Source organism: Pyxidicoccus fallax, from assembly GCF_012933655.1.
In the GTDB taxonomy this organism is placed as follows: domain Bacteria; phylum Myxococcota; class Myxococcia; order Myxococcales; family Myxococcaceae; genus Myxococcus; species Myxococcus fallax.
This window is the reverse complement of sequence record NZ_JABBJJ010000105.1, coordinates 1-15,382: the sequence shown is the minus strand read 5'-3', so window position 1 is coordinate 15,382 and position 15,382 is coordinate 1. Positions and strand designations below refer to the sequence as shown.

The window sequence follows — 15,382 nt, the reverse complement described above, 5'->3', positions numbered from 1 at the left end:
TTGGAGCCCACACGGGTGGTGTGGGTTTCGAGCCCCGGCGGCGGCGGCGTGAAAAAGCGCGGAATGTCGCTTGCCTGCCTCTCGCAGTGCCCGCCTGCCGGGTGTAGAGAGGCCGGCGCGCCGCCTCGTCCGAGCGTGCGCTCCAACCCGCCGGAGGTGAGCCGATGATGGAAAGCCCTCAAAGCGCTTCGCTCTCCGTGGAGGAGCTCTACGAGGCCTGGCCGGTGCTCTCCATCGACGAGCGCCTGGAGGGCTTCCGGCTGCTGCCGCCGGCCGTGGCGGACGACTTCTTCATCAGCCTGTCGGCCCGGGACCAGGCGGAGCTCATCCTCCACCTGCCGCCCGCCGAGCGCCGCCCCTGGGTGCGGGTGCTGCCCCCGGACGACCTGGCGGACCTGGTGCAGGCGGTGGAGCCCGAGCAGGCGGAGTCCATCCTCTCGCAGCTCGACGACGCCAGCCGCCGCGAGGTGAACATCCTGCTGGCCTACGCGGAGGACGACGCGGGCGGTCTGATGAACCCGCGCTTCGCCCGCGTGCGGCCGGACATGACCATCGACGAGGCCATCGGCTACCTGCGCAAGCAGGCGCGGGAGAAGGTGGAGACCGTCTACTACGCCTACGCGCTGGACGCCGGGCAGCACCTGCTGGGGGTGCTCTCGCTGCGCCAGCTCTTCCAGGCCGCGCCCGACAAGAAGGTGGCGGACGTCATGCAGCGCGACGTCATCACCGTGGGGGAGCAGACGGACCAGGAGGCCGTGGGCCGGCTGTTCAGCGAGCACGCCTTCATGGCCCTGCCGGTGGTGGACGAGCAGGGGCGGATGAAGGGCATCGTCACGGTGGACGACATCGTCGACGTCGTCCAGGAAGAGGCCACCGAGGACATCCAGAAGGTCGGCGGTATGGAGGCCCTGGAAGCGCCGTACTTCGAGGTGGGCTTCTTCGGCATGCTGAAGAAGCGCATCGGCTGGCTGCTGGTGCTCTTCCTCGGGCAGATGCTCACCGCCACGGCGATGAGCAGCTTCGAGGACGAAATCGCCAGCGCGGTGGTGCTGAGCCTCTTCGTGCCGCTCATCATCTCCTCGGGCGGCAACTCCGGCAGCCAGACGTCCACGCTCATCATCCGCGCGCTGGCGCTGGGGGAGATGCGGCTGAAGGACTGGTGGCGCGTGGCCCGGCGCGAGGCGCTGTCCGGGCTGGTGCTCGGCATCGTGCTGGGGCTGGTGGGCCTCTTGCGCATCGTCATCTGGCACGGCATCTCCGGCTCCTACGGCGAGCACTTCTTCCTGCTGGGCGTCGCCGTGGCGCTGTCGGTGCTGGGCGTGGTGACGTTCGGCACGCTGGCGGGCTCCATGCTGCCGCTGGTGCTGCGGCGCTTCGGCTTCGACCCCGCGAGTGCTTCCGCGCCCTTCGTGGCCACACTGGTGGACGTTAGCGGCGTGGTCATCTACTTCACCGTCGCCAGCCTCATCCTGCGCGGTACGCTGCTCTGACGCGGTGGGGCGGACGTGTCCTCCTTCCGCGAGGAGGCACGGCCATGATTCGCACCACCCAGCGGCGCACCCTCACCCTGGAGGCCCCGGAGGAACCCGGCCGCCCCGCGCACGTGTCCGCGGCCAGCGGGCTGGTGCGCGTGGGGCCCTGGCTCTACATCGTCGCGGACGATGCCCTGCACCTGGCCATCTTCCCCGCGCGGGGTGACGCGCCGGGCAGGAGCGTGCGCTTGTTCCCGGGCGACCTTCCGGACGAGGCGAAGGCGCGCAAGGCGGCGAAGCCGGACCTGGAGGTGCTGTGCCTGCTGGGACCGCTGGCGGACGCGCCGCATGGGGCGCTGCTGGCGCTGCCCTCGGGCTCCACGGAAACGCGGCGGCGCGGGGCGGTGGTGCCGCTGGCGGCGGACGGGATGCTGGCGGGCACGGTGCGGCCGGTGGACTGCTCGGCGCTGTACGCGCAGCTCACGCGGGAATTGGGGCCGCTCAACATCGAGGGCGCGGCGGTGGTGGGCGGGCGGCTGCGGCTGCTCAACCGGGGCAACGGGGACACGGGCTCGGACGCGCTGGTGGACCTGGACCGGGAGCGCACGCAGCGCGGGCTGGAGGTGGGCGCGCTGGGCCCGGACGTGGTGCGCACGACGCGGCGGTGGGAGCTGGGCCGGGCCGGTGGGGTGCGGCTGTCCTTCACGGACGCCTCGCCGCTGCCGGACGGGCGGCTGGTGTTCACCGCCGCGGCCGAGGACACGCGAGACGCGTACGCGGACGGCCCGGTGGCGGGCTCCGCGGTGGGCGTGCTGGCGCAGGACGGGACGCCGGTGTTCCTGGACGCGGTGGACGCGAAGGTGAAGCTGGAGGGCGTGGACGCGCGGGTGGAGGGTGGCCGCGTCCACCTGCTGCTGGTGGCGGACGCGGATGACCCGGCGGTGGCCGCCCCTCTGCTGGAGGCGGTGCTGGACGTGCCGGCGTAGGCGGCCGGCGCGTCAGTCGTGCTCGGTGGCGGCTTCCTCGGGACGGCCGCCCACGGCCTCCAGCGAGCTGCGCGCGGGACGGGCGCGGTCGAAGGCCACCTCGCGCTTGCCGACACCCGCGACGGTGGTATTGGCGATGCGCTTGCGGGCGCGGGCGATGTAGTCCTGCACGAGCGCCGGGTCCGGGTGCGTCTTCAGCGTCTCCACCCAGATTTCGATGGCCTTCTCGTTGTCGTTGGCGTCGGCCTTCAGCTTGCCCATCTCGAAGAGGGCGTGCGGGGCGAGCTCCGAGTCCGGGAAGCGGGTGCGCAGGTCGGCGAAGGCGCGCGAGGCCTCCTGGCGGCGGCCGTCCATCATGGCCACGGCCTGGGCCTGGAGGAAGAGGCTGTCGTCCACGAAGGCGCTGGTGGGGAAGCGCTCGACGAGGCGCTTCGTCTCCAGCTCGCACTGCTGGTAGTCCTGGAGCTCGAAGTAGAGCTTGGCGACCTGGTAGTGCAGCTCGGCGCCCTGGGGCGGGTTGCGCTGGAGGGCGGCGGTGAGCTGGTCGATGGCACCGCGCAGGTCGCGGTAGTGGGCGCGCAGCAGCTCCGCGAGGATGATGTGGGCCTCGAGCGCCTCGGGGGACTCGGGGCACTGCTGGATGAGCTCGCGGTAGACGCCGACGGCCTCCTTCACCTTGCGCTGCTCGAGCCAGTAGACGTCGGCGGCGCCCTTGAGGGCGCGGGCGCGGAGGACGAGCGCCTCGGGGGAGTCGTCATGGCGCAGGCCGTCGAAGGCCTTGCGGTACTCGACGAGGGCCTCGTCGGGGCGCTTCTCGAAGGTGGCGTCGCGGGCGCGCTGGAGGTGGTCCACCGGCTTGTCGCGGCAACCCGCGGCGGCCAGGGCCAGGACGGTGAGCGCCAGTCGCAGGGACCGCACTAGCAGGCCTCCGGAATCACGCTGATGCACTGGGTGTCCTCGCACTGAACGCACTCGGCGACGGGGGACACGTCCGTCACGCAGACGTTGACGCGCGAGGTCCGCGGACAGTCCTCGGCGGTGACACAGCGGTAGACCTCCCCGTTGTCACGGGTGATGACCTCGGTCGTGGAGCCACAGACCTCCAGGTCGTTGCATCCGAGGAGGCCCGCCGCCATGGCGGCGACCACACCATATGCGTCGCGTCTCACGGCGGCGGTTCTATCCGGATTCCACCGCGTCGTCACGGAACCCCGCGCCCGCCTGCCTGCTCTTGGGCCCGGCGGGTAGCATCCGACTGCGCGGGGCCGATGCACCGGAAAACACGTTTTTCCAGGAGAGAAGGAGTCATTCGCATGTCCCGGTTCGAGACAGCGCACATGGTGGAGCCCCAGGCCCGCGTCAGCGCGGACCAGGTTGTCGTGCTCCCCTGGGGTGAGGCCCTGGTGCTCGTGGTCGCGGATGGCGCGGGGAACTCGCGGCGCGGCGTGGAGGCCGCGGAGGCGGTGGTCCGCGCGGTACGGGCCGCCGTGGCGGAGCGCTCGGACCTGATGCGGCCCGAGGCGTGGAGCGATGTCCTGGAGCAGTGCGACCGCGAGCTGGCCTCCGCCGGCCATGGCGCGGAGACCACCGCCGTGGTGGCCTGCGTCACCGAGGGCCGCGTCATCGGCGCCAGCGTCGGGGACTCCGAGTTGTGGCTGCTTCACGGCGACTCGCACTCCGTCGTCACTTTGCACCAGCGCCGCAAGCCCCTGGTCGGGAGCGGCGAGGCCCTGCCGGTCTTCTTCGACGTCCCGTGGACCGGAGGGACATTGGTCGCGGCCTCCGATGGGTTGTTCAAGTACGCCGATGCGCTCCGCATCCGGGCGGTGGCGTCGGGACTGGACCTCACCGCGTCCGCCCGCGAGCTGGCCGCCCTGCCGAGGCTCGCGTCAGGGGGACTCCCGGACGACGTCGGTCTCGTCCTGTGCCGCTTCCGGCACTGAGGCTCCAGGGACTCCGCGCATGTCCGACGTCATCCGGTTCTACAGCGTCACCGACGACCACGGCTGGTGCTCGAACTTCGCCCCATACCCCATCCAGCTTCGCGGGAAGACGTGGGCCACGAGCGAGCACTTCTTCCAGGCACAGAAGTTCGAGGACGCCCGCGACCAGGAAGAGGTCCGCCAGGCCCGCACGCCCATGCTCGCCGCGCGCCTGGGCCGGGACCGCAAGCGCAAGCTCCGGCGGGACTGGGAGTCCACCAAGGTCTCCGTGATGCGCGAGGCCGTGCGCGCGAAGTTCACCCAGCACGAGGACCTCGCCCGTCTGCTGCTCGACACCGGCGACGCGAAGCTCGTCGAACACACGGACCAGGATGACTACTGGGGCGATGGCGGAGACGGCAGTGGCCGGAACATGCTGGGCCGCATCCTCATGGAGGTCCGCGAGGAACTGCGGAGACAGCGCGCATGAGCCTTCCCCCACGTCCCCGAGCCGTCATCACCGGCGCCGGCAGCGGCCTCGGCCGCGCGCTCTGCGAGGAGCTCGCGCGCCGTCAGGGCCGACTCGTCGTCTCGGACATCGACGCCGCCTCCGCCGAGGAGACCGCCCGCCGCGTCACCGCCGCCGGAGGCGAGGCCCGCGTCCACCTGTGTGACGTCGCCCGTCCCGAGCAGGTCGAGACCCTGGCCACGGCCGCCGAGAGCGCCTTCGGGGGCGTGGACCTGCTCGTCAACAACGCGGGCGTGCTGAGCGCGGGGCGCGTGGGCGAGCTGCCGCTGGAGGACTGGAAGCACGTGCTGGACGTCAACCTGTGGGGCGTCATCCACGGCTGCCATGTCTTCGCCCCGCGCTTTCGCAGGCAGGGCTTCGGGCACATCCTCAACATCGCCTCGGCCGCGGGGCTCATGTACGTGCCCGACCTCGCGCCCTACAACGCGTCCAAGGCCGCCGTCATCGCGCTGTCCGAGACGCTCTCCGCCGAGCTGCGGCCCGCCGGCGTCGGCGTCACCGTCGCGTGCCCCACCTTCTTCCGCACCAACATCGCCACCATGGGCCGCTACGCCGACGACACGCTGCGCACCCTCGGGACGCGCATGGTGGACACCGCGCGCATCGGCCCGGACGCCGTCGCGCGCAAGCTGCTGAAGGCCGTGGACCGGGGCGCCCTCTACGAGCTGCCCATGGCCGACGCCCGGTGGGGCTGGCGCTTCCGGCGCCTGTCTCCCGGGCTGTTCCATCGCACCGTCGTCGCCGTGGACAGCTACATGCGCCGGCGGCTCCTCGGCCCGGGGAAGCCTTGAGCCACCCCCGTGGAATGAACGTTCATTCCACCGTCGCCCCGCACAGCCCCAGCTCGACGAGGTCCGGCGGAAGCTTTCCATCCTTCCCCGGCACGCAGAACGGCTTCACCACCGCCCGCGCCTCCTCCGCGCGCCCCTGCCCCAGGAGCACGCGCCCCAGCTCCTGGTGGAGGATGAGCGGCAGCTCCGAGTTCGCGAAGAAGTGCTCCAGGATGTCCTTCTCCGAGAGCGCGGTGCGCAGCGCCCGCTCGGCGCCGGGCAGGTCGTCCGCCTCCATCAACGCCATCGCCTGGAACAGGTGTGAGCGCGGGTCTCTCGGGTAGCGCTCCAGCAGCTCCTTCGCCCGCTTCGCCCCCTCCTCGAACGTGGGCGGAAACGCCTCCTCCGCGATGAGCCCGAGCTCCAGCATCGAGTACCGCCAGTATTCGAAGGCGAACCCCACGCTCACCACCAGCGCCACCGCCGCCAGCACGCCCACCGCCGCCACCGGCTTCGTCGCGGGCGGCACCGGCTCCCTCCTCGCCCACACGCGCGTGAGCAGGAGTCCCACCGCGCCTCCCGCCAGCGCCCCGCCCAGGTGCGCTCCGAAGTCGATGCCCCCGTCCGTGCGGGACATGCCAATCGGAATCAGCGAGGGCAGCAGGAGCTGGAGCGACAGGACCTGGAGCTGCGAACGCTCCGCCGACCCCACCGGGAAGCGCCAGCTCAACGCGAACAGCGCGCCCAGGAGGCACAGCAGCACGCCCGAGGCTCCCACCGACACCACCATGTCGCCATTCACGAGCATGGACAGCGCGCCGCCGCCCAGCGCTCCCGCCAGGAGCAGCAGCCCCGCCCACGCGCGGCCCACCATGCCCTCCACCGTCCCCATCACGAACCACAGGCAGAAGCCGTTGAACACCAGGTGGATGAGGTCGCCATGCAGCAGCGGCGCCATCAACAGGCGCCACCACTGTCCCTCCTCCACCACCAGCCCCGAGCTCACCCCGCCCATCGCCACCAGCGTCCGCACGCCCGGCGCGAGCAGGCCGTCTCCCGCCTCGCCCACACGGAAGAGCACCTGCGCCGCGAAGCCCAGCACCAGCACCGCCGTCAGCGCGGGCGTGAGCACCCACTTCCGCTCCGGCGGCTCCGCCACTGCTTCCTCCGCCTCCACCTCGCGCGGCTGGGACAGCAGTCCCCGGAGGTACCGCGCGGACACCTTCGCGCGGCGCCACGTGCTGGTCCACACGGTGCCGGGCATCGTGGTGTCCACGTGCATCGCGTGCAGGTGCACCTTGTGGAACACGCCCAGCTTGAGGGCGCCCAGCCGCCGCGGGTCCTCCTCCGTCGCGGGCCCGCGCCCCACCTCGATGACCTGGATGCCCAACGGCAGCTTCGTGCCGGTCACCGAGCCCGTGTACTTCAGGCACGCCTTCCCGATGCGCTCCAGCGCCGCCGTGTCCAGGCCGAAGCGCCGCGAGGGCTCGCGCTCCCGGTCCACGAGGCACACGATGACCGCCGACATTCCGTCCGAGTACGTCAGCACCGCGTCCGACGCCGCGGTCAGCTCCTCGGCCTCGGGGAACGTCCCCTCCCGGAAGCCCTTCTCCGTCACCAGCCGCAGCGCGAGGTAGCTCGCGAAGGACAGCTCCTCCAGGTTCGTCACGGGCGTGGCGGGCACCTCGGGCCCGGACGTGGAGTCCGTGGTGGCAGAGGGCTCGGACGGCAGTGGCGTGGACAAGGAAGCTCCCCCTCGGAACAGATGACTTCCGCGAGCCTGCCCGAATCACGAGCATCCCCGCCAGCCACCCGACCTCCCCGCCACTCATCCCGCTCACGAACCACTCATGGAGTATCCGCCGAGCGCGCTCCCCGGGTGCGTACCGTCTCCCGCGTACCCATTCAGGGAGTCCTTCATGCCCCGCTTCTGCGTCCTCGCTCGACTGCTCGTCCTCACCCTGCTCGCCAGCTGCGCCACCACAGCCACCACGGCTGGCACGGTCGCCTCCGCGCCGACTCCCCAGCCCTTCCACGTGGAGCGCTCCGGCCAGGGACGGCCGCTGGTGTTCATCCCCGGCCTCGCCTCGTCCGGCGAGGTGTGGGCCGAGACGGTGCAACACCTCCAGGGCCGCTACGACTGCCACGTCCTCACGCTCGCGGGCTTCGCGGGGCAGCCCGCCATCCCCGCGCCCTTCCTCGCCACCGAGCGCCGGGCCGTGGCGGACTACCTCCGCGCGAAGGGGCTCCAGAAGCCCATCCTCGTCGGCCACAGCCTGGGCGGCGTGCTGGCGCTCGCGGTGGCCGCGGACGCGCCGGACCTCGTGGGCGGCGTGGTGGTCGTCGACAGCCTCCCCTTCCTTCCCGCGGCCATGGACCCGAGCGCCACCGCCGACAGCATGCGCCCCCGCGCCGAGGAGATGCGCACGCTCATGCGCATGCAGACCGTGGAGCAGCGGAGCATGCAGTCGCGCATGGCGCTGCAGCGCTACATCTCCGACGAGGCGAAGCAGCAGGTCGCCGCGCGCTGGGGCGCGGACTCGGACCCGGAGACGGTGGCCCAGGCCGTCTACGAGATGAGCACCACGGACCTGCGGCCGGAGCTGCCGCGCATCACCGCCCCCACCCTGGTGCTGGGCTCGTGGGTCGCCATGAAGGGCCGCGTCCCCCGCGAGGCGGTGGAGGCCGTCTACCGCGGGCAGTACCAGTCGCTCTCCACGGGCCGCGTCGTCATGAATGATTCGGCCCGGCACTTCATCATGTGGGACGACCCCCAGGGCTTCTTCCGCGAGCTGGACGCCTTCCTCGGCACCACCGCGCCGGTGGCCCGCGCGGCGCAGCGACCGTGAGGAGTATGCTCCCCCCACGCCGTCCTGGAGTCCTCCGATGAAGTCCTCTCGCGCCTGGGTCTACGCGGCCTGCCAGCTCGGTGGCTGGAGCCTCTACGCCCTCGTCAACACCGTGCTGATGCTGCTGGTGCCCGGGCGCGAACTCGGCGCCATCGGTGGGTTCTGGCTGTTCTGCCTCTGCGCCGCCGCCCTCACCCACCTGGTCCGCGCGCGGCTGCGCCTGCGCCAGCAGGCCGGCCTGCCCCTGGGCGCCCTCGTTCCCCGAGTGCTCGCGCTCGCCGTGGGGCTCGGGCTGGTGCAGACGGGGGTGAGCTTCCTGCTGAGCGTGTTCGTGCTGCGGCTCTACACGCCCGCGCAGGCCTCGCTGCCCGGCTTCATCGTCTCGTTCGTCATCTGGACGCTGATGATGCTGATGTGGCTGGTCATCTACTTCGCCATCCACTCCGTGGAGCGTGCGCGCCAGGCGGAGCTGGAGCGCTGGAAGCTCGAAGCGGAGGCCCAAAGCGCGGAGCTGCGCTTCCTCAAGGCCCAGCTCCAGCCACACTTCCTCTTCAACTGCCTCAACAGCGTGCGCGCCCTCATCTCCGAGGACCCCGCTCGCGCGCAGGAGGTGGTGACGCGCCTGTCCGCCCTGCTGCGCTACGCGCTCGCCGCCCGCGGCCCGGAAATGGTGCCCCTGGAGCGCGAGCTGCGGGTGGTGCGCGACTACCTGGGCCTGGAGGGCGTCCGCCTGGAGTCGCGCCTGCGCGTGCGCGAGGACGTGGAGCCCGCCGCGCTCGGCGTGCCCGTGCCCGCCATGCTCGTGCAGACGCTGGTGGAGAACGCCATCAAGCACGGCGTGTCCCGCGTCCCCGAGGGCGGTGAGGTCATCGTCTCCGCCCACGTCCGCGACGGCGCGCTCCAGCTCGACGTCACCAACACCGCCGCGCCCCACGCCCCGGGAGGCTCCGTCCCCGTCCGGGATGGCGCGCTCCCGCCCGAGCTCCCCCACGCCGACAGCAACGGCGTGGGCCTGCGCAACGCCAGCGAGCGACTGCGCCTGCTGTGCGGCGCCAACGCCTCGCTGCGGCTCGACCAGACCCAGGCCGCGCTCACCACCGCGCGCGTCCGCATCCCCCTGTCCGCCACCGCATGAGAGCCCTCATCGCCGACGACGAGCGACTGGCCCGCGCCGAATTGCGCCGCCTCCTGGCCGCCTTCCCCGACGTGGAGGTCGTCGGCGAGGCCACCCACGTGGACGAGACGGTGCGGCAGGTGGAGGCGCTCGCCCCGGACGTGCTGCTGCTCGACATCCAGATGCCGGGCGGGACGGGCTTCGACGTGCTCTCCCGCCTGGAGGAGCCGCCCGACGTGGTGTTCACCACGGCGTACGACGAGCACGCCGTGCGCGCCTTCCAGGTCAACGCGCTCGACTACCTCCTCAAGCCCATCGAAACCCCGCGGCTCGCGGAGGCCCTGGAGCGCGTGCGTCAGCGGGGCCGCGCGGCCTCGGCGCCACGTCCCTCGGGCCCACCGCTGGAGCGCGTCTTCGTGCGCGACGGCGAGCGCTGCTGGCTCGTCCAGCTCGCGCAGGTGCCGCTCATCACCTCCGAGGGCAACTACGCGCGCCTGTACCTGGAGCCGGAAGGACACCAGCCGCTGCTGCTCCGCTCACTGAGCCATCTGGAGGAAAGGCTGGACCCGGCGCGCTTCTTCCGCGCCAGCCGTCAGCACCTCATCAACCTCGACTTCATCGAGGCGATGGAGCCCGGCCCCGGCGGCACGCTGGTGGCGCGCCTGCGCGGGGGCCGCGAGGTGGAGATGTCACGCCGCCAGTCGCAGCGCTTCCGGGAAAGAATGAGCCTCTGAAGCCCGCGCGTCAGTTGTTGCCGCGCTGGGGCGCCTTGCCGGAGGTGAGCACCGCGGAGTCCACCGCGGCCACGCGGCGGCGCTTCATCTGGCGCGCCTTCTCCTCCTGCTTGTCGTAGTGCTTCATCAGCGCCATCAGGTGCGCGTCCGACGTCTGGCAGTGCAGCTGCGTCACCTCCTGGTGCCGCCGCCCCAGCTCCTGCCACGTCTGGAGCATGGCCTGGTTGCCCAGCAGCCGCTCCTCGACGTTGTCGAGGGCGATGTCCATCTGCTCGCCCTCGGCCTCCAGCGCCGCCAGGCGCGCCTCGGCCTCCGGCGAGGGCGACATGCAGCCCGTCCCCAGGGAGAGTCCCACCGCCGCCACGGCCAGCCCGAGCCACGTCCGCCGAATCCCCACGTCGCCTCCCATGTGTCTCGCGCTGTCCAGGCCCCTTGCGCGAAACCCAAGCTAGGGAGGGCCCCCCGGAGCGACAACCCGGAGTGGCGACTCGAATCCGGCTCTTTTCAACAGGTGACGCTTCGCGGCAACCGTTTCTCAGGTTGTCGGACTCTGGCGGTGCCGGAGGATGAACTCACAGACTTCCCGGGCAGCGCCGAAGCCCGCGGCCTTCTGGGCCACGTAGTGCACCTGGGCGCGCACCTCGTCGGGGGCTTCCGGCGGGGCGGCGGAGAAGCCCACCGCCTTCAACAGCGGCAGGTCCACCACCTCGTCGCCCATGTAGCCACATCGGTCCGCGGACACGTTCAGCAGCGCCAGCAGCTTCTCGAAGTGCGCCACCTTGTCCTGACTACCGAAGTGCACGTGTTTCAGACCCAGCGACTGCATCCGCATCTGCGCGGAGAGGCTGTCACCGCCGGAGATGGCGGCCACCTCGATGCCCACCTCCTGCAGGCGCTTGATGCCCATGCCGTCGCGCACGCTGTACATCTGCGTCCAGCCGGAGTTGGGCACCCAGAAGATGCGGCCGTCGGTGAGCGTGCCGTCGATGTCGAAAATCATCACCGACAGGCGGCTCACCCGCGACTTGAGCGACTCGAGGTCGAAGTTCATGGCGTCCCCTACTTCGGCACGGCCTTGAGGGACGCCTTGCCGTCCTTGATGACGACCTTGAACTCCACCGCCTTGGCGTTGTGCTGCTTGAGCAGCTCCGGCACCTGCTTGCGCAGCGTGGCCGCCACCGACTCGTAGGACAGCTTGGAGGTGTCCTCCTGGCAGCGGCGCTTCGCGGTGACGTACGCGTCGTAGACGGCGCGCAGCTTGTCGTCGGACATGCCGCCCGAGCCGCCCGAGCCGCCCGCCGCGGGAGGCCGGGGCGCCGCGGCGGAGGGCGTGGGCGTGCGTGCCGCCGCGCCGGGAGGCGTCGCGGTGGCCGCGGGTCTCGCCATGCCCGGAGGCACCACCGGCGTGCCCCGCGCGGGCGTGCCACCCGACACCGGCGCCACCGAGGGCAGGCCCCGCGCAGGTGTGGCCCCCATGGGCGCCACCGCGGGCGCCACGGAGGGAATACCGGTGAGGGGCGCCACCGCCGGGGTGCCCCGGAAGGGCGTGCCCCCGGCGGGCGGCGTGAGGGGCGCGATGCCGGGCGCCACCGGCGCCACCGAGGGAATGCCGGTGAGCGGCGCCACGGCGGGCGTGCCCCGGAAGGGCGTGCCGCCCGTGGGCGTGGGCGCGCCGGCCGCAATCTGCGGCTCGTTGGCGGGACGGGGGCGGACGAGCTCCTCCACCTCCTCGAAGTCCATGTCGGAGATGTCCTCCGGCAGCTCCACCACGCCCTTCTGGGCGTCCTTGCCGGGAGAGGCGGTCTGGCGGACCTCCGCGCGGCGGCGGGCCTTGAAGAGGTCACGCTTGTACGTGCCGGCTTCAATCTCCTGCAGCGTGCGCATCCACAGCCGCTCGTACGTGAGGTACTTGTTGTGCAGGCCCGCCACGCGGAACTTGGCGGAGGTGCTTCGGATGAAGGCGCCCTTGAGCTTCATCAGGCGCTTCTTGAAGTCCTCGTGCGCGCGCGTGGGCGCCTGGCGTTCGTTGCCCAGGAAGTACTGCTCGAAGAGGTTGCGGAGGACGGCCAGCTCCGCCTCCAGGGCCTCACACTCCTGGAGGACGGCCTCGCTGGAGCCGGAGTCCGCCGGCTGGGACTTCGCGGCATTCTTGGCGTTCTTGGCGGCCTGTCGAGGTTCGGGGGGCGGCATGGCTTCCCTAGAGTGTCCCCAAGTGGGGTTCGCGGATCAACCTCACGCGGCCGAGGCTGTTGGCCCCAGGCCCGCCGCCTCGCCCTCCCGGCGGAGGCCCTTCTGGTACAGCAGCACCGCGCCGAAGGTGAACATGCACAGCGAGATGAGCTGACTGGTCGAAATGTTGTACCAGGCCTCCAGCGGCACCACGTCCGCCAGCGCCTGGAGCCCCAGGAACTGCTCCAGGTCCCGCAGGAGGCCGTGCATCGTGCCGCGCTCCTCGTCCCCGCGGAACAGCTCCACCGTGCTGCGCAGCACCGCGTAGGACATGAGCCACAGGGACAGGATGTGCCCGTGGAAGCGGCGGAAGCGCCGGGCGTACATCAGCGCCACGAAGAGCACGGCCTGCCCCGCCGACTCGAAGAGCTGGGTGGGATATACGCCCAGGGTGTGGCCATGCTGGGCCGCCCACTCGGAGATGCGCACGGCGCCGGGCACGGCCTGGTGGAAGATTTCACCGGTGGCCTCCACCACGTAGCGCACCTTCTTCGGGTCCGGGTCCGTCTGGGAGGTGTACGCCAGGCTGTTCATCCCGGCGAGCCGGCCGAACAGGTCCTGCGCCAGCCCGGCACCGGGGAAGTGCACCGCGACGGACGAGCTGGCCGGGGCCACGTCCCCCCAGCAGCAGCCCGCGCTGAAGCAGCCCAGCCGGCCCAGGGCCTGGCCCAGCGACACGGTGGGGATGCACACGTCCGCCAGCCGGAGGAAGTCGATGCCGTTGGCGCGCGCGAAGAGCCAGCACGCCAGCGACGCGCCGATGAGGCCGCCGTAGAAGACGAGCCCGCCGCCCAGCGAGAAGGCCTGCGTCCAGTCCTTCGCGTAGTCCTTCCAGTTCACGATGACGAAGAGCAGCCGGCTGCCGGCGATGCCGCCCACCAGCGCCCAGAAGGCCATGTCCATCACCAGGTCGCGGTGCTTCGGCCCGGACACGTCCACCCACGAGCCGTCCACGAGCTGCACCCTGCGCCACTCGTCCTGCGCCAGCCTTCCGGCCACCGTCACCGCGGCGATGAAGCCGCCGGCCAGCAGCACGCCGTAGGTGTGCAGGGGGATGCCCTCGCCCTTCGCGCCGGGGAAGGCGCCCGGCGGCAGCGCGTACTTCAGGCCGAACCAGGCCAGCGCCGCGCCCGCGCCACCGAAGGCCGCCGCGCGCAGGAAGCGGTCCATGGACGTGGCCGGCTGGCGCGTGCCCGTCTTCGCGTCCAGCGGGCCCAGCGCGCCGCGCCACCCGTTGAAGGCGATGTAGCCCACCACGCCCGCGGCGATGGCGTACAGCAGGAGCTGCGACCACAGGCTGGTGAAGGTGAGGCGGAACAACAACGGGAGCATGGGGACCTGCCGGGGGAGGCTTCGAAGGGCGGCGCCGGACGAAGGCTACCCTCCTCCGCCGACGGGGCAATGCGTGGAGGCGCTCCAGGGCCCGCCCGGCGGCTCACCGGGCAGGCGGGCGGGCTTCCGAAAGCCTGGGGTCAGGCCTTGGCCTTGGAAGGCGCCTCGGCGGGCTTCTCCTTCCGGACGAAGGCGTCCACCAGGAGCATGCCCACGCCGACGCAGATGGCGGCGTCGGCGATGTTGAAGGACGGCCACGCGGCCTTGTCGAACCAGTGGGCCTCGAGGAAGTCGATGACGAAGGCGCGGGCGAGCCGGTCGATGTAGTTGCCCAGCGCGCCGCCAAGGACGAGCGGCAGGCCCCACAGCGCCCACTTCTCCTCGGGGTCCGTGCCGGACAGCTTCCGGAAGTAGTAGGTGATGAGGAGCACCGCGCCCAGGCTCACCACGTGGAAGAGCGGCCCGCGCGTCGAGGGCGGCAGGTTGCGGAACAGGCCCCACGCGGCGCCCGGGTTCTCCGCGTAGCGCAGGCGGAAGAAGTTCTCCGACACCTCGATGTGGCGCTTGGGCTGGTAGTGCAGCCCGTTGAAGCCCTGCGGCGGCGGGTCGGAGTACATCGCGCCGAGGCGCGCGCCCAGGCTCTCCTTCCCGTCCATCTGGGTGGTGAGCTCGCGGACGACGAGGTACTTCGTCCACTGGTCCAGGACGATGACGCCGAGGGTGACGGCGAGGAGGATGACGTATTTGCGCGGCACGCCGAGGGCTTACACCACGAGCCCCCCGGCCGTCACGGATTGGGGCTCTCCGTCAGCGCGGGCGCGACGGGCTCCGGACGGCGCACCCTCAACGAGTCCAGCAGCATGAAGGCCACGCCCACGCAGATGGCGGCGTCCGCCACGTTGAACGTCGGCCAGCGCATGCCCGGCTGGTTGCGCCAGTGCCAGTCGATGAAGTCGATGACGTAGCCGCGCACGAGCCGGTCCATGAAGTTGCCCAGCGCGCCGCCGGTGATGAGCGCCAGCGCCAGGCGCACCAGCCGCTGGTCCATGGCGGTGCGGCGGTACATGAGGAAGATGAAGGCCAGCGCCGCCAGGCTCACCACGTGGAAGAAGGCGCGCCGCACCCCGTCCGGGAGGTTGGCGAACAGGCCCCACGCCGCGCCCGGGTTCTCCACGTAGCGGAAGTGCCAGTAGTCCTCGATGAAGCGGTGCGGCCGCGTGGCCAGCCGGCGCCCGTCCGGGGCCGGCGGGTCGTTGTCCAGGTTCTGCACCGAGAAGTAGCCCGTCACCCGGGCCAGGCCCTCACGGCCCTCCAGGGCGGTGGTCAGCCGGGACACGGCCAGGTACTTGGTCACCTGATCTGCGAAGAGCACGGTGACCGCCACGACGACGAGGAGGCGGAGGGAAGCTTTCATGATGCGTGGCTCCACCTCTAACCCGCCCCCC

17 protein-coding genes are annotated in these 15,382 nt (G+C 71.6%); 8 read left to right on the top strand and 9 right to left on the bottom strand.

The window, feature by feature from the left end; all coding sequences use genetic code 11:
• Positions 1-164: 164 nt before the first annotated feature.
• Together mgtE and HG543_RS22635 are read left to right on the top strand one after the other, a co-directional pair.
• Positions 165-1,490 carry a magnesium transporter gene (gene mgtE / locus HG543_RS22640; protein WP_171817945.1) on the top strand — a complete coding sequence of 442 codons (1,326 nt, stop codon included), beginning with the start codon at positions 165-167 and terminating at the stop codon, positions 1,488-1,490.
• Positions 1,491-1,534: 44 nt separating this feature from the next.
• On the top strand, positions 1,535-2,458 hold the full coding sequence (locus HG543_RS22635; RefSeq protein WP_169346922.1) for a DUF6929 family protein: 924 nt from the start codon (positions 1,535-1,537) through the stop codon (positions 2,456-2,458).
• A gap of 12 nt (positions 2,459-2,470) precedes the next feature.
• Here the strand turns inward: HG543_RS22635 and HG543_RS22630 are convergent, their stop codons facing one another.
• Entirely contained in the window at positions 2,471-3,376 is a 906-nt protein-coding gene (locus tag HG543_RS22630; protein ID WP_169346921.1) for a tetratricopeptide repeat protein, read from the bottom strand.
• Positions 3,376-3,594, bottom strand: a complete 219-nt coding sequence (locus HG543_RS22625; RefSeq protein ID WP_211194098.1) for a hypothetical protein — start codon at positions 3,592-3,594, stop codon at positions 3,376-3,378. Before HG543_RS22625 ends, HG543_RS22630 begins: the two co-directional genes overlap by 1 nt.
• A 177-nt stretch (positions 3,595-3,771) precedes the next feature.
• Between HG543_RS22625 and HG543_RS22620 the strand changes: the two genes are divergently transcribed.
• Genes HG543_RS22620 through HG543_RS22610 form a run of 3 tightly spaced genes read left to right on the top strand, consistent with a single transcriptional unit; the run spans position 3,772 to position 5,700 of the window.
• Positions 3,772-4,401: a protein phosphatase 2C domain-containing protein gene (locus HG543_RS22620; protein ID WP_169346919.1), complete on the top strand. Its 630-nt coding sequence runs from the start codon at positions 3,772-3,774 to the stop codon at positions 4,399-4,401.
• Between the two features lie 19 nt (positions 4,402-4,420).
• Positions 4,421-4,870, top strand: a complete 450-nt coding sequence (gene ybiA, locus HG543_RS22615; protein WP_169346918.1) for a riboflavin biosynthesis intermediates N-glycosidase — start codon at positions 4,421-4,423, stop codon at positions 4,868-4,870.
• Positions 4,867-5,700 (top strand): SDR family NAD(P)-dependent oxidoreductase, encoded by an 834-nt coding sequence (locus HG543_RS22610; RefSeq protein WP_169346917.1) that lies wholly within the window; start codon positions 4,867-4,869, stop codon positions 5,698-5,700. The genes ybiA and HG543_RS22610 overlap by 4 nt, the downstream gene beginning before the upstream one ends.
• 22 nt (positions 5,701-5,722) lie before the next feature.
• On the opposite strand, the gene HG543_RS56390 is transcribed toward HG543_RS22610, so the two are convergent.
• Positions 5,723-7,423, bottom strand: coding sequence for a rhomboid family intramembrane serine protease (locus tag HG543_RS56390; protein WP_169346916.1), 1,701 nt, complete (start codon positions 7,421-7,423; stop codon positions 5,723-5,725).
• 175 nt (positions 7,424-7,598) lie between these two features.
• On the opposite strand from HG543_RS56390, the gene HG543_RS22600 reads away from it, so the two are divergent.
• From HG543_RS22600 to HG543_RS22590, 3 genes are read left to right on the top strand one after another with little or no spacing between them, the layout of a single operon-like run.
• Entirely contained in the window at positions 7,599-8,528 is a 930-nt protein-coding gene (locus HG543_RS22600; RefSeq protein WP_169346915.1) for an alpha/beta fold hydrolase, read from the top strand.
• A 37-nt stretch (positions 8,529-8,565) separates the two neighbouring features.
• Positions 8,566-9,663 carry a sensor histidine kinase gene (locus tag HG543_RS22595; RefSeq protein ID WP_169346914.1) on the top strand — a complete coding sequence of 366 codons (1,098 nt, stop codon included), beginning with the start codon at positions 8,566-8,568 and terminating at the stop codon, positions 9,661-9,663.
• On the top strand, positions 9,660-10,376 hold the full coding sequence (locus tag HG543_RS22590) for a LytR/AlgR family response regulator transcription factor (protein ID WP_169346913.1): 717 nt from the start codon (positions 9,660-9,662) through the stop codon (positions 10,374-10,376). The genes HG543_RS22595 and HG543_RS22590 overlap by 4 nt, the downstream gene beginning before the upstream one ends.
• Positions 10,377-10,386: 10 nt before the next feature.
• On the opposite strand, the gene HG543_RS22585 is transcribed toward HG543_RS22590, so the two are convergent.
• The 6 genes from HG543_RS22585 to lspA (HG543_RS22560) all read right to left on the bottom strand — a co-directional run bounded on the left by HG543_RS22585 (position 10,387) and on the right by lspA (HG543_RS22560) (position 15,351).
• The gene (locus HG543_RS22585; RefSeq protein WP_169346912.1) at positions 10,387-10,773 is read right to left on the bottom strand and encodes a hypothetical protein; all 387 of its coding nucleotides are present in this window, start codon (positions 10,771-10,773) and stop codon (positions 10,387-10,389) included.
• Positions 10,774-10,911: 138 nt separating this feature from the next.
• A complete protein-coding gene (locus HG543_RS22580; RefSeq protein WP_169346911.1) occupies positions 10,912-11,427 on the bottom strand; it encodes a KdsC family phosphatase in 516 nt (171 codons plus the stop codon).
• Positions 11,428-11,435: 8 nt separating this feature from the next.
• A complete protein-coding gene (locus HG543_RS22575) occupies positions 11,436-12,566 on the bottom strand; it encodes an MXAN_5187 C-terminal domain-containing protein (RefSeq protein ID WP_169346910.1) in 1,131 nt (376 codons plus the stop codon).
• Positions 12,567-12,608: 42 nt separating this feature from the next.
• Entirely contained in the window at positions 12,609-13,937 is a 1,329-nt protein-coding gene (locus HG543_RS22570; protein ID WP_169346909.1) for a prolipoprotein diacylglyceryl transferase, read from the bottom strand.
• 140 nt (positions 13,938-14,077) lie between these two features.
• Complete coding sequence (lspA, locus tag HG543_RS22565) at positions 14,078-14,692, bottom strand: signal peptidase II (protein ID WP_169346908.1); 615 nt, start codon at positions 14,690-14,692, stop codon at positions 14,078-14,080.
• Positions 14,693-14,724: 32 nt separating this feature from the next.
• A complete protein-coding gene (gene lspA / locus HG543_RS22560; protein WP_169346907.1) occupies positions 14,725-15,351 on the bottom strand; it encodes a signal peptidase II in 627 nt (208 codons plus the stop codon).
• Positions 15,352-15,382 lie beyond the last annotated feature (31 nt).

What these genes read in the sequence shown, in the direction of transcription:
- HG543_RS22575 (WP_169346910.1), bottom strand. Translation starts at nt 12,566, where the DNA reads ATGCCGCCCCCCGAACCTCGACAGGCCGCCAAGAACGCCAAGAATGCC.
- ybiA (WP_169346918.1), top strand. Translation starts at nt 4,421, where the DNA reads ATGTCCGACGTCATCCGGTTCTACAGCGTCACCGACGACCACGGCTGG.
- HG543_RS22620 (WP_169346919.1), top strand. Translation starts at nt 3,772, where the DNA reads ATGTCCCGGTTCGAGACAGCGCACATGGTGGAGCCCCAGGCCCGCGTC.
- HG543_RS22635 (WP_169346922.1), top strand. Translation starts at nt 1,535, where the DNA reads ATGATTCGCACCACCCAGCGGCGCACCCTCACCCTGGAGGCCCCGGAG.
- HG543_RS22625 (WP_211194098.1), bottom strand. Translation starts at nt 3,594, where the DNA reads ATGGCGGCGGGCCTCCTCGGATGCAACGACCTGGAGGTCTGTGGCTCC.
- HG543_RS22580 (WP_169346911.1), bottom strand. Translation starts at nt 11,427, where the DNA reads ATGAACTTCGACCTCGAGTCGCTCAAGTCGCGGGTGAGCCGCCTGTCG.
- HG543_RS22595 (WP_169346914.1), top strand. Translation starts at nt 8,566, where the DNA reads ATGAAGTCCTCTCGCGCCTGGGTCTACGCGGCCTGCCAGCTCGGTGGC.
- HG543_RS22570 (WP_169346909.1), bottom strand. Translation starts at nt 13,937, where the DNA reads ATGCTCCCGTTGTTGTTCCGCCTCACCTTCACCAGCCTGTGGTCGCAG.
- mgtE (WP_171817945.1), top strand. Translation starts at nt 165, where the DNA reads ATGATGGAAAGCCCTCAAAGCGCTTCGCTCTCCGTGGAGGAGCTCTAC.
- lspA (WP_169346907.1), bottom strand. Translation starts at nt 15,351, where the DNA reads ATGAAAGCTTCCCTCCGCCTCCTCGTCGTCGTGGCGGTCACCGTGCTC.
- HG543_RS22600 (WP_169346915.1), top strand. Translation starts at nt 7,599, where the DNA reads ATGCCCCGCTTCTGCGTCCTCGCTCGACTGCTCGTCCTCACCCTGCTC.
- HG543_RS22610 (WP_169346917.1), top strand. Translation starts at nt 4,867, where the DNA reads ATGAGCCTTCCCCCACGTCCCCGAGCCGTCATCACCGGCGCCGGCAGC.
- HG543_RS22590 (WP_169346913.1), top strand. Translation starts at nt 9,660, where the DNA reads ATGAGAGCCCTCATCGCCGACGACGAGCGACTGGCCCGCGCCGAATTG.